The sequence below is a fragment of the Thauera phenylacetica B4P genome (assembly GCF_000310225.1).
Lineage (GTDB): Bacteria > Pseudomonadota > Gammaproteobacteria > Burkholderiales > Rhodocyclaceae > Thauera > Thauera phenylacetica.
This window is the reverse complement of sequence record NZ_AMXF01000119.1, coordinates 1-12,433: the sequence shown is the minus strand read 5'-3', so window position 1 is coordinate 12,433 and position 12,433 is coordinate 1. Positions and strand designations below refer to the sequence as shown.

The window sequence follows — 12,433 nt, the reverse complement described above, 5'->3', positions numbered from 1 at the left end:
CCGCCGCTCGCCGCCGCGCGGGCCGCGGCCGTGCGCGCCGCGCTCGGCACTGCGTTCGCCGCCGTCCTGCGCCGCGTGCTGCAGCCGCCGCGCATGGAACTGCGCATCGACGTGAACCAGCCCGACGACAGCATCGAGGCCGAGCTCGACACCCTCCACGGTCGGCTCCACCGCCCCGGCGACGCCCTGCACGCCTGCACCCGCCTGCCCGACTTGCTGCCCGGCCTGGTCTTCCACCATCGCGAGGCCGACGGCGAGCACTACGTCTATGTGGAAGACGTCGCGCACGGGCGCCTCGCCGGCTACACGGTGTTCAACCGCCTGATCGAGGTCGACCGGCGCACCGACCGTCATGTGCGCTCACCGCACTCAAAATACGCCCCTGCCTACCAGGGCCGCGGCATCGCCAGCGCGGTGTATGCCTGGGCGCTCGGACGCGGCCTCTGCCTGGTCAGCGGCGCCCGCCAGTCGGCCGGTGCGCACGCGCTCTGGCACGCCCTCGCCCGCCGCCACCCCCTGCGCTGGGTCGCGCTGCGCGCCAAGCGCATGCACGACCTCGGCGCCAGCGTCCCGTCCGCCCAGGCGGCCGAGCTCGACACCCGCATGATCCTGCTCGGCCAAGGCTGGAGCGCCGTCCGCCTGCGCAGCCTCGGCCTGCTGCATCCGGCCGCCGAGGCAGCCAACGAGAAGATGCGGCGGCGGGCCTGAGCCGCGGCGCACGCTCGGCCGTGTTCGCGCCTGCCGGCGCTCCTACAGGAAACGGCGGGGGCGGAGCGGCGTTCGCGCTACAGAAACCGCCACGCGTCCCGGACCTCGTGTAGGAGCTGCGGCAGCTGCGAATGGAGCGCTTCGGCGACCGCGGCGCCGGTAGGAGCCCGGACGCCGCTTTCGCGCCTGCCGGCGCTCCTACAGGAAACGGCGGGGGCGGAGCGGCGTTCGCGCTACAGAAACCGCCTCGCGTCCCGGACCTCTTGTAGGAGCTGCGGCAGCTGCGAATGAGGCGGTTCGGCGACCGCGGCGCCGGAAGGAGCCCGGACGCCGCTTTCGCGCCGGCAGGCGCGAATGGATTGCGGGAGCGCCTGGGGGTGCGGCGGCGCTAGAATGCGGGTTTTCGGACCGAAGCGCCCGCCTGCGCCGTCTTTTCCGGAACGCCGACATGAAACTGCCCACCGCCGCCGCGCTGATCCTGGCCACCTCGGCCGCATTGACCGCCTCCGCCGCGCTCGCGCAGGGGCTGCCCAAGGGCGACTGCGCCGCGCCCGCGCCGCGCCAGGACCTCAGCGGCTGCGACTTCTCCGGACGCGATCTTGCCGGCCGCGACTTCTCCGGCACGGTGCTGGAGAACGCGCGCTTCAACGGCGCGCGGCTCGAGGGTGCGCGCTTCGAGAAGGCGATGGCGAAGTGGACCAACTTCACCGGCGCCCGCCTCGAGGGCGCGCGCTTTGCCGGCGCCAACCTGTTCCACGCCCGCTTCGACGACGCCGACCTGAGCGACGCCGACCTGCAGGGCGCCAACCTCTTCGGCGCCTTCCTGATCGGCACCCGCGCGCCGCGCGCCAACCTCGACGGCGCGTTCATGAAGGACACCCACATGCCCGGCGCCGACCTCAGCGGCGCACGCCTGCGCAAGGTGTACGGCCTGCGCTTCATCCTCGATGGCTCGAAGCTCGCCGGCGCAGACCTGTCCGAGGCCGACCTCACCGGCGCCAACCTCGAGGCGGTGGACTTCACCTCGGCCCGGCTCGCCGGCACCCGCCTGTCGGGTGCGGTGCTGCCCGAGGCGAAGTTCGCCGACGCCGACCTCTCCGGCGCCGACTTCACCCATGTGGACGTCGAGGAGAGCGACTTCCGCGGTGCGCGCAACATCTCCGCGGCGCTGCAGGCGCAGCTCGACAAGGCTGGCAAGAACAAGCGCTGAATCGGCTCGCCGGAGCGCCCGCCGGCTCAACCCCCCGCCGCCGCCCCGCCGAAGCGCTCCGCCAGCCAGTCGATGAACACCCGCACGCGCGCCGACAAGGGCCGGTCTGCCGGATAGAGCGCGTGCACCGGCAGCCCCGGCGGCGGGAACGCCGGCAGGATCTCGACGAAGCGCCCCTGCTCCAGCGGCTCGCGCACGTGGTAGTCGGGCACCTGGACGATGCCGAAGCCGGCCGCGCAGGCGGCCACGTAGGCACCACCGTTGTTCACCGCCAGCCGCGAGCGCAGGCTGCGCAGCTCGATGCGGCCCTCCAGCGCGAACTCCAGCGGCGCTGACCTTGCCGTGGAGGCGGAGACGTAATCCACCATCCAGTGCCCCTCCAGCTCGTCGAGGTTCGCCGGCGGCGGGTGCTCGGCGAGGTAGGCGGCGCTCGCGCACGTCACCTGGCGCAGGCGTCCGAGCCGGCGCGCGTGCAGCGGCAGGTCGCCCAGCTCGCCGATGCGCAGCACGCAATCCACACCCTCGCGGATCAGGTCGATCTGGCGGTCACCGACGCTGATGTCGATGCGGACCTGCGGATAGCGCGCGTAGAAGTCGGGCAGGGCCGGGATCAGCAGCAGCCGGCAGAAGGAGTCCGGCAGATCGATGCGGATGCGCCCCTGCGGATGGTGCGCGGCCTGCGAGAACTCGGCCTCGGCGTCGTCGAGGTCGGCGAGGATGCGCAGGCAGCGCCGATAGTAGCCCGTGCCGTCCACGGTGGGGGTGACCTGGCGCGTGGTGCGCGCGAGCAGGCGAACGCCGAGGTGGGCCTCGAGCTGCTGGATGATCTGCGTCGCCGAGGCGCGCGGCAGGCCGAGCTGCTCGGCGGCGCGGCTGAAGCTGCCGAGCTCGACGATGCGGGTGAAGAGGCGCATGGCCTGGAGACGATCCATCGCGGCGATTATTCGTATAAACCGAATAGTGTAGTTGTTTTGCGCGTCTTTATCTGTCGACGGCAAACAGCGATCATCCACAGCCCGACACCCTGGCCCCCGAGCCCCTCGAACGCCATGCTCGCCCACCTCGAACGCCCCGCCGGCCCGGCCCCGGGGCTGCGCCGCATCCTCGACGATTTCGGCCTGACCTATTTCGCCAACGGCCTAATCGGCTTCATCTTTTCCGCCACCGGACCGGTCGCGATCATCCTCTCGGTGGGCACCCGCGGCGGGCTCAGCGAGGCCGAGCTCGCCTCCTGGGTGTTCGGCGTGTTCTTCATCAACGGGCTGATCACGCTGGCGATGAGCTGGCGCTACCACATGCCGCTCGGCTTCGCCTGGACCATCCCCGGCACCGTGCTGGTCGGCCCCGCGCTGCAGCACCTGAGCTTCGCCGAGGTCATCGGCGCCTTCTACGCCACCAGCCTGCTGGTGGTGGTGCTCGGCGCCAGCGGCTGGGTGCGGCGGGTGATGTCGGCGCTGCCGATGCCGATCGTGATGGGCATGGTGGCGGGCGTCTTCCTGCGCTTCGGGCTCGACATCGTGCGCGCGCTTGAGAGCGACGTGGCGATCGCCGCGCCGATGGTCGCCGCCTTCCTGCTGCTGTCGGCCAGCCCGGCCTGGGGCCGCCGCATGCCGCCGGTGATCGGCGCGCTGCTGGTGGGCGCGCTGGCGATCGCGCTGCTCGGCCGCATCGACGGCAGCGCGCTCGGCGGCCTCGCCTTCGCACAGCCCCTGGTGCAGGCGCCGGTGTGGTCGGTGGCGGCGCTGGTCGAGCTGGTCGTGCCGCTGGCGATCACCGTGCTGGTGGTGCAGAACGGCCAGGGCGTGGCCGTCCTCAAGAACGCCAGGCACGAGGCACCGGTGAATACGGTGGCCTTCGTGTCCGGGATCGGCGCCTTCTTCAGCGCCATGGTGGGCGCGGTGAGCTCCTGCCTCACCGGACCGACCAACGCGCTGCTGACCTCGTCCGGCGAGCACGGCCGCCAGTACACCGCAGCGCTGACCTTCGGCCTCTTCGGCGTGCTGTTCGGGCTGATGGCGCCGACCTTCACCGGGCTGATGCTCGCCGCCCCCAAGGAGTACATCATGGTCCTCGGCGGGCTCGCCATGCTGCGCGTGCTGCAGGGCGCATTCGTCGCCTCCTTCGGCGGCGGCCGCTTCACCCTGGGCGCGCTGGTGAGCCTGCTCGTCACCGTGGCCGACATCGGCATGTTCAACATCGGCGCCGCCTTCTGGGGCCTGGTCGCCGGCTTCGGCGTGAGCTGGCTGATGGAAAAGCAAGACTTCACCGCGCTCGCCAACCGCGCCTGAGCCTCCGGGGCAGGCCTGCCCCGTTTCCGCCCTCCGCTGCGCCGGCCCCTTCCCGGGGCCCGGCCGCCCCCCCTTCATGAGCCCCTCCTCCCTCGCTCCTTCCGGCACCCGCGCCATCGTCGGCCAACTGCTCCACCTGGCATGGCCGATCCTGATCGCCCAGCTGCTGTCGATGACCATGATGGTGGCCGACACCGTGATCGCCGGGCGCTACGGCACCGAGGACCTCGCCGGGGTGGCGATCGGCAGCAGCTACTACATCTCGGTGGTGATGCTGCTCACCGGCACGCTGCAGGCGATCTCGCCGACCATCGCGCACCACGTCGGCGCCGGCCGCGAGGAGGCGATCGCCCCCGCGCTGCAGCAGGGCTTCTGGCTCGCGCTGCTGCTCGCAGGCCCCGGGATCGCGCTGCTGCTGAACCCCGGCTTCCTGCTCGAGGCGGCGAGCGTGCCGCCCGCGGTCGCCGCCAAGGCCGCCGACTACCTCGCCGCGACCGCCTTCGGCCTGCCCGCGCTGCTGCTCTATCGCAGCTTCTACGCCTTCAACAACGCGGTGGGGCGGCCGCGCGTGCTGATGACGATCAGCGCGATCACCATGTCGACCCACATCCCGCTCGCCTGGGCGCTCACCAACGGCGCGCTCGGCTTCGCGCCGATGGGCGGCACCGGCTGCGGCGTGTCGACCGCGACGGTGCACTGGATCGCGCTCGGCTGCGGCCTCGCCTACCTGGTCTTCAACCCCGCTTACAAGCCCTACCGCCTCTTCCACGCCTGGCAGGCGCCGCGCGCACAGGCGCTCGGCCAGTTGCTGCGGCTCGGCCTGCCGATGGGGGTGTCGACCTTCATCGACATCAGCTCCTTCACCCTGATCGCCATCCTCGCCGCCCGCCTCGGCACCGAGACGGTGGCCGGACACCGCGTCATCGCCAACTTCACCGGCATGATCTACATGCTGCCGCTGTCGCTGTCGATCGCCACCATGGTGCTGGTCGGGCAGGCGGCGGGCGCGCAGGACTGGCGGCGCGCGCAGCGCACTGCGCGGCTGGGGATGCGTCTCGCGCTCGGCTTCTCGCTGCTCGTGGGCGCGCTGCTGTGGGTGCTGCGCGAGCCGCTGGTGGCCTTCTCGTCCACCGACCCGGCGGTGCAGGCGGTCGCGCTCGGGCTGGTCGTGTGGCTGCTGCTCTACCAGTGCTTCGACGCCCTGCAGACCGTCGCCGCCCACGCCCTGCGCGGCTACAAGGTCACGCTGCTGCCGATGCTGGTGCACAGCCTGTGCTTCTGGGGCATCGGGCTGGCCGGCGGCTACTGGCTCAGCTTCCACGCGCCCTGGCGCGCCGAGGCCCCGACGGTGGCCGGCTTCTGGGAAGCCTGCGTCCTCGCCACCCTCGCCGCCACCCTGCTCTTCGGCGCGCTGCTGCGCGTGGTCTCCCGCCGCCACGTGCGCGAAGCGGCCGTGTAGACGCGCACCCACGACATCGGAGCCGCGACGCCTCATGTGGAGCGCCGGCAGGCGCGAATGCGGCGGTCGAGCCTGCACCTCCCCCCTTCGAACGCCCATTCGCGCCTGCCGGCGCTCCTGCATCGGAAAAACGTGACGCGCGGCGGGACGATTTGGCGACAATGGAAGCGGTGACTTCCCGCAACATCCCCTGGAAAGAACGATGAGCAAGAACGCCCCCCTGTCGGATCTGCGCAAGAGCTACGAGCAAGGCACCCTGGAAGAGCACGACTCGGCGAACGAGCCACTGCAGCAGTTCGAGGCCTGGCTGTCGCAGGCGCTCGAGCGCGGACTCCCCGAACCCAACGCGATGACGGTCGCCACGGTCGGCGAGGATGGCCGACCGTCGACCCGGCCGGTGCTGATCAAGGGCTGCGACGCGCGCGGCATCGTGTGGTACTCGAACTACCACAGCCGCAAGGGCCGGGAGCTGGAGGCGCGCCCCTTCGCCGCGCTGCAGTTCCACTGGGTCGAGATGGAGCGCGTGGTACGCATCGAGGGCCGCGTCGAGAAAGTGTCTGCACAGGAGTCCGACGCCTACTTCGCCAGCCGCCCGCTCGCCCACCGCATCGGCGCCTGGGCCTCGCCGCAGAGCGAGGCCATCGACGGGCGCACCACGATCGTCTCGCGCGCAGCGGAATACGGGCTCAAGTTCGGTCTCAACCCGCCGCGCCCGCCGCACTGGGGCGGCTACCGCCTGGTCCCGGACTACTGGGAGTTCTGGCAGGGGCGCACGTCCCGCCTGCACGACCGCATCGCCTACCGCCTGCAGCCCGACGGCAGCTGGGCGCGACAACGCCTGGCGCCATAGCGGGGGCCGCCGAGGGGCGGGCGTTGGAGAAGCCGGCGCGCGTCGCGAGCGGCGGCGCCGTGTTCGCGCCTGCCGGCGCTCCTACATAAACCCGTCTCGGCGCCGTGCAGGAGCGCCGGCAGCCGCGAAGCGGGCGTTGGAGAAGCCGGCGCGCGTCGCGAGCGGCGGCGCCGTGTTCGCGCCTGCCGGCGCTCCTACATAAACCCGTCGCGGCGCCCTGTAAGAGCGGCGGCAGCCGCGAAGCGGGCGTTTCCGAAAGCGACGCGCGTCGCGAGCGGCGGCGCCGTGTTCGCGCCTGCCGGCGCTCCTGCATAAACCCGTCGCGGCGCCATGTAGGAGCGCCGGCAGGCGCGAAGCGGACGTGCGAATATGCGCCGCACGAACTCCTGGCGCGGCGCGCTCAGGCGGGGGGGACGTCCTCCACGATCACCACATGCAGATACCGCGGCCCGTGTGCGCCGAGCACCAGGCTGCCCTCGATGTCGGTGGTGCCGCTGGCGCCGGTGATGATGTTGACGTTGCGCGGCGGGCGCTGGCCGGCGGTGGCCGTCGCGTAGTCGTCGAGGTAGGCCAGCACCGTGCTTGCGCGCACCATCACCAGATGGTGCAGGGGCAGGAAGTTGGCGAGGATCGGGGTCTCGGCGTCGGAATGGAAGACCAGCGAGCCGGTCTCGGCGATGCCCCAGCGCGCGAAGCCCACGGCCAGGGTCTCGTCCGGTGCCACGCGATCGTGCAGCTCGAAGCCCGCCCAGTCGAGCGCCTGCAGCACCGCGGCAGGCTGCACGGCGATCGCCGCGGGCAGGCCGCGCGCCTCGAGGTAGCGCGCCACCGCGGCGGGCAGCGCGCTTGCGTCGGCGATGCGCTCGGCGGTGGCGGCGACCTTGGGGGTGACGAGGCGCGCGATGAAGGCCTCGACCAGGTCGTCGGCGAGCAGGCCGGGGCGGATCGCGGGCAGGTCTTCGAGCAGGGCGTCGGCCTCGCGGCGCAGCGCCGCCGGGTCGACCGTGCGGTGGCCGAGGCCGCCGCGCACGGCGTTGAGGATGGCTTCGCGCGCGCTCATCGTGCGTTCTCCTGATCCTTGACCATTTCCATGAAGGTGCGCTTGGCCGGTGCGGGGAACTCGCGGTATGCGGTCCATGCGCCCAGCCCGGGCATCCCCTTGACGAGGCCGCCGCGGCTGAAGAGCCGCATCACCCGCACCGCGATCGCCGTGCCCAGGCGGTAGAGCCGCGGGTGCGAGGCGACGAAGGTGTGGATCCCCAGCCCGAAGCGCACCACCGTGGGCTCCAGCCCCTCGCGCCACGAGCGGTCGCGCCAGCCGCGCAGCAGGGTGGGCAGCGGGATCGCCACCGGGCACACCTCCTGGCACTTGCCGTTCATCGTGCACGCGTGCGGCAGGTCGCGGGATTTTTCCAGGCCGTCGAACACCGGCGTGAGCACCGCGCCCATCGGCCCCGGGTAGGTGCCGCCATAGACGTGGCCGCCGAGCTGGCGGAAGACCACGCAGTGGTTCATGCAGGCGCCGCAGCGGATGCAGCGCAGCATCTCCTGCATGCCCTCGCGCAGCATGCGGCTGCGGCCGTTGTCGACCAGCACGATGTGGAATTCTTCCGGGCCGTCGCGATCGCCCGCCTGCTTCGGCCCGCAGTGGAAGGTGGTGTACTGGGTGACGTCCGCGCCGGTGGCCGAGCGCACCAGCAGGCGCAGCATGGCGATGGCGTGGCCCATGCTGGGGACGAGCTTCTCGATGCCGGCGGTGACGATGTGCACCCGCGGCGGCGTGGTGGTGAGCTCGGCGTTGCCCTCGTTGGTCACCGTGCAGGTGGCGCCGGTGTCGGCGAGCAGGAAGTTGGCGCCCGAGATGGCGACGTCCGCGCTGAGGAACTTGTCGCGCAGCTCGCGGCGCGCGCTGTCGACCATGGCCTCGATGGTCTCTTCCTGGTGCGGGGCGCGGTGCAGGCGCTTGAACATCTCGGACACCTGCTCGCGCGTGCGGTGCATCGACGGCCACACGATGTGCGAGGGGCGGTCGCCGCCGAGCTGCACGATGTGCTCGGCGAGGTCGGTCTCGACGCGCTCGATGCCGGCCTCGTCGAGCGCATGCGGCAGGCCGATCTCCTCGCCCAGCATGGACTTGACGCGGGTGACGCGCCTGGCGCCGGCTTCCTTGCACAGGCGCACGACGATCTGCGAGGCCTCCTCGGCGGTCGCGGCCCAGTACACCTTGGCGCCCGAGGCGATGGCGTTGCGCTCGAACTCGAGCAGGTAGTGATCGAGGTTGGCGATCACGTGGTCCTTGATGCGCTTGCCGCGCTCGCGCGCCGCCTCGAACTGCGGGAACTGGTTCATCGCCACCGCGCGCTTGCGCTCGGCGGTGCCGGTGGTGCGGTCGATCGCGATCTTGAGCGTGGGGTCGGCTAGCGCGCGCTCGGCGCGTGCCTTGAAGGAGAGCGTGGCTTCTTCCATGGCTCAGCCCTCCTCGCCGATGGCCGCGCCGCCGCCCATGCCGGCGAGCACCTCGGCGGCGTGGAAGGCGCGCACGCTCGAGCCCTTGCGCTTGAGCTTGCCCGCCATGTTCATCAGGCAGCCGAGGTCGCCGCCGAGCAGCAGCCTCGCGCCGCTGCGCTCGATGGCCTCGGCCTTTTCGCCGACGACCGCGTTGGAGATCGCCGCATATTTGACGCAGAAGGTGCCGCCGAAGCCACAGCACACGTCGTTGCCCTCGAGCGGCTTCAAGGTGAGCCCCGCGACCTTGCCGAGCAGCGCGCGCGGCTGGTCGTGCACGCCGAGCTCGCGCAGGCCGGAGCAGCTGTCGTGGTAGGTGAAGCTGGTGTCGAGCCGCACGTCGGTGGGCGCGTAGCCCATCACGTCGGTCAGGAAGCTCATCAGCTCGAAGCTGCGCTCGCCCAGCCGGCGCGCGCGCTCGGCCCAGGCGGGGTCGTCGGCGAGCGCCTCAGCGTAGTGCACCCGGGTCATGCCGATACAGGAGCCCGAGGGCGCGACCACGTAGTCGTAGCCCTCGAAGGTCTGTATGAAGTGGCGCGCCAGCGTGGCCGCGTGCGCGGTGTCGCCGCTGTTGAAGGCGGGCTGGCCGCAGCAGGTCTGCGCCTGCGGCACCTCGACCCGGCAGCCGGCGTCACGCAGCAGCTTCAAGGCGGCGAAGCCCACGCTGGGGCGCATCGCGTCGACGAGGCAGGTGGCGAACAGCGCGACGCGCGGCGAGACGGGGCGCGAGACGCTTCGGGGCTCGTTCATGGGGGTCTTCCTCCAGGTTGTCCGGGCGATCGTCCGCTCGCAATCGGTGCGCTGCGGGGCGTAAAGGCCTCGACACTGCGGCACGCTTAGCGGCGATCGCCGATTCTTTTTTCGCGGCGCCGGCGGGCATGTTCCCGGGCGGCCGGACCGGGCCGGCGCCCGGTGGGGCCGCTGGCTCGCCGCGCCAGAGAGAATACGATTGTTTTCCCCGGTGCGGCGCGGATTCGGGACAGGCCTACAGGCAAACCCTGAGGAGCCCCGGCCTCACGCCTGCAGCGCAGCGATGATCTCCTGCAGGGGCGGTCCACGCATCTCCGGCTTGCATTCGCCCCGCCACTGCGCCGATCATCGCGGGCGCCATTCCATCCAGAGACACCATGAACACCCAAGCCATCGAACTGCCGCCCTCGGGCGAAGCTGCCGCCATCCTCCTTCCCGATCCGGACAAGGTCTTCCTCGCGCGTGCCGAGCGTTTCGACGCCCTCGCGCTGCACCACGGCCTGGGCGAGTGGCTCGCCTTCCTCGGCCGCCTGTCGCGTGCCCAGCATGCGGCGCTGGAGGCCGCGGCGCAGGACATCGCGCCGCCTGCGGAAGACGTCCTCGAACGCGCGCACAAGCACCGCATGCCGCCGATCAGCGTGGCCTCGTACCAGCGCCCCGCGGTGTGGCGCGAGATCCTGCGCAACCTCGTCGGCGACCTGCTGGAGAACGCCCCGGTCGGCGCGCGCGAGACCCTCGACGGGCTGCTCGTCACCAGCGCCGAGGATCTCGACAAGCTCGGCGAGAAGCTGCTCAACGGCGAGCCCGAAGCCGCCGACATGGCCCGCCTGCCCTACGTCGCCGCGGCGATGCAGGTGGTGTTCACCGCGCTCGCCAGCAAGCTCGACGCCGACGCGCTGCCGCTGATGGAAGCGCACAGCACCTGCCCGGTGTGCGGCAGCCATCCGGTGGTCAGCGTGATCCGCAGCGACGGTCCGACCGCCGGCCTGCGTTACGTCCATTGCACCCTGTGCAACACCGAGTGGCACGTCCCGCACGCCACCTGCGTGAGCTGCGGCGACCGCGACAAGATCACCCTGCACGAGATCGACGGCGACGACGGCATCGCCCGCGCGGAGTCCTGCGGGTCGTGCGAGAGCTACACCAAGCTCATCGTCCAGCCGAAGAACGTGCGCGTCGACCCGATCGCCGACGACCTCGCCTCGGTGGCGCTGGACATGCTGGTCGACGACGCCGGCTTCGTGCGCAGCGGGCCGAATTACCTGCTGATCGGCGCAGGAGAGTAAGCGGATCGCCGCCAAGAGGCGCGGAGTTCGAGCGCGGGTTCGCGCCTGCCGGCGCTCCTACACGGGGTTGCCGGTGTCGCTCACCATCACCGCGCGCCGTTCAATGCAGGAGCGGCGGAAGGCGCGAAGGCGGCGGGGCGGACCGTGCGGGCCGCGTCGGAGCGTGCGCGGGTTCGCGCCTGCCGGCGCTCCTACGGGGGGTGCCCGGCGAAGAAGGCCTCCACCTCCTCGCGCGGCACCTCCGCCACCGCGCGGTGCCGCCAGCGCGGGCTGCGGTCCTTGTCGATCAGCAGCGCGCGGATGCCTTCCATGGTGTCGCCGTGCGCGAAGCTGTGCGCCACCATCGTCCGCTCCATGCGGAAGCACGCCTCCAGGTCGAGCTGTCGTCCGCGCCGCAGCTGCTCGAAGGTCACGCGCAACATCAGCGGCGAGCGCTGCGCCAGCAGCCCCAGGGTGCGCTCCACCCACGTCCGCAGCGCGGGGTCGGTCTCGCCGGCGAGCGAGGCGAGGATCTCCTCCACCCCGGGCTGGCAGAAGTGGCGCTCCACCGCCGCGAGCACCGGCGCGGTGAGCAGCGAGGGGATGCTCGTGTGCGTCGGTGCCGCCGGCCAGGCGCCGGCGTCGATCGCGGCGATCAGCGCCGGCAGGTCGGCGAGGAAGGCGCTCGGCACCAGGCGGTCGGCGAGGCCGCTCACCACCGCGTCGGCGCCACTCAGGGTGTCGCCCACCACGCCGATGTAGACGCCCAGCGCCGCCGACCGCAGGCGGGACAGGAAGTAGCTGCCGCCCACATCCGGAAAGACGCCGATCGCCGTCTCCGGCATCGCCATGCGGGTACGCTCGGTGACCAGGCGGTGGGTGCAGCCCTGCGAGATCCCCATGCCGCCGCCCATCACCACGCCGTCCATGAGGGCGATCGTGGGCTTGGGATAGCGGTGGATGCGGCAGTCGAGCGCGTACTCCTCGTCGAAGTAGCGCTCCAGCTCGGGCGAGCCCTGGCTCTGCAGGTGGTACAGCGAGCAGACGTCGCCGCCGGCGCAGAACGCGCGCTCGCCGCTGCCGCGCAGCAGCACCGCGCGAATCGCCGGGTCGTCCGCCCAGGCGTCGAGCTGGCGGGTGAGCGCGCGCACGGTGGCGAGATCGAGCGCGTTGAGCACGGCGGGACGATTCAGGGTGAGCACGCCGACGCCGTCGATGATGTCGACCAGGACGCTGGCGGGCGGCTCGGTCTCGGGGAGCAGCATGGGGGGTTTCCTTTCGAATGAACTTCGCGATGCAGACCGGCGCGGGTGCCGCGCGGGGCGGGCCGCCCGATGCGCTGCATCGCCGCAGGCTGCGCCCGCGGCTCGCCAGGGTGCGCCGCCGGCTCCCGGAGCG

11 protein-coding genes are annotated in these 12,433 nt (G+C 71.9%); 6 read left to right on the top strand and 5 right to left on the bottom strand.

Features of this window, described 5'->3' with window-relative positions; all coding sequences use genetic code 11:
* Positions 1-708 (top strand): hypothetical protein (locus C667_RS14385; RefSeq protein ID WP_004366952.1); only part of this gene is annotated, 708 nt, incomplete at its 5' end.
* Positions 709-1,156: 448 nt separating this feature from the next.
* On the top strand, positions 1,157-1,918 hold the full coding sequence (locus C667_RS14380; protein WP_004366950.1) for a pentapeptide repeat-containing protein: 762 nt from the start codon (positions 1,157-1,159) through the stop codon (positions 1,916-1,918).
* Between the two features lie 26 nt (positions 1,919-1,944).
* Here C667_RS14380 and C667_RS14375 read toward each other — a convergent pair whose 3' ends face one another.
* The gene (locus C667_RS14375; protein ID WP_004366948.1) at positions 1,945-2,850 is read right to left on the bottom strand and encodes a LysR family transcriptional regulator; all 906 of its coding nucleotides are present in this window, start codon (positions 2,848-2,850) and stop codon (positions 1,945-1,947) included.
* Positions 2,851-2,967: 117 nt separating this feature from the next.
* On the opposite strand from C667_RS14375, the gene C667_RS14370 reads away from it, so the two are divergent.
* The 3 genes from C667_RS14370 to pdxH all read left to right on the top strand — a co-directional run bounded on the left by C667_RS14370 (position 2,968) and on the right by pdxH (position 6,515).
* A complete protein-coding gene (locus C667_RS14370; RefSeq protein WP_004366946.1) occupies positions 2,968-4,206 on the top strand; it encodes a benzoate/H(+) symporter BenE family transporter in 1,239 nt (412 codons plus the stop codon).
* A gap of 76 nt (positions 4,207-4,282) precedes the next feature.
* Positions 4,283-5,665 (top strand): MATE family efflux transporter, encoded by a 1,383-nt coding sequence (locus C667_RS14365; protein WP_004366944.1) that lies wholly within the window; start codon positions 4,283-4,285, stop codon positions 5,663-5,665.
* A gap of 202 nt (positions 5,666-5,867) precedes the next feature.
* Complete coding sequence (pdxH, locus tag C667_RS14360) at positions 5,868-6,515, top strand: pyridoxamine 5'-phosphate oxidase (protein ID WP_004366942.1); 648 nt, start codon at positions 5,868-5,870, stop codon at positions 6,513-6,515.
* A gap of 400 nt (positions 6,516-6,915) precedes the next feature.
* Here pdxH and C667_RS14355 read toward each other — a convergent pair whose 3' ends face one another.
* The 3 genes from C667_RS14355 to C667_RS14345 are packed head-to-tail and all read right to left on the bottom strand — an operon-like array spanning position 6,916 to position 9,770.
* Entirely contained in the window at positions 6,916-7,575 is a 660-nt protein-coding gene (locus C667_RS14355) for a LutC/YkgG family protein (RefSeq protein WP_004366940.1), read from the bottom strand.
* Positions 7,572-8,981, bottom strand: coding sequence for a LutB/LldF family L-lactate oxidation iron-sulfur protein (locus C667_RS14350; protein WP_004366938.1), 1,410 nt, complete (start codon positions 8,979-8,981; stop codon positions 7,572-7,574). The genes C667_RS14355 and C667_RS14350 overlap by 4 nt, the downstream gene beginning before the upstream one ends.
* A 3-nt stretch (positions 8,982-8,984) precedes the next feature.
* Positions 8,985-9,770 (bottom strand): (Fe-S)-binding protein, encoded by a 786-nt coding sequence (locus C667_RS14345; RefSeq protein WP_004366936.1) that lies wholly within the window; start codon positions 9,768-9,770, stop codon positions 8,985-8,987.
* A gap of 377 nt (positions 9,771-10,147) precedes the next feature.
* On the opposite strand from C667_RS14345, the gene fdhE reads away from it, so the two are divergent.
* A complete protein-coding gene (gene fdhE, locus C667_RS14340) occupies positions 10,148-11,056 on the top strand; it encodes a formate dehydrogenase accessory protein FdhE (protein WP_004366934.1) in 909 nt (302 codons plus the stop codon).
* 191 nt (positions 11,057-11,247) lie between these two features.
* On the opposite strand, the gene C667_RS14335 is transcribed toward fdhE, so the two are convergent.
* The gene (locus C667_RS14335; RefSeq protein ID WP_004366932.1) at positions 11,248-12,300 is read right to left on the bottom strand and encodes an enoyl-CoA hydratase/isomerase family protein; all 1,053 of its coding nucleotides are present in this window, start codon (positions 12,298-12,300) and stop codon (positions 11,248-11,250) included.
* Positions 12,301-12,433 lie beyond the last annotated feature (133 nt).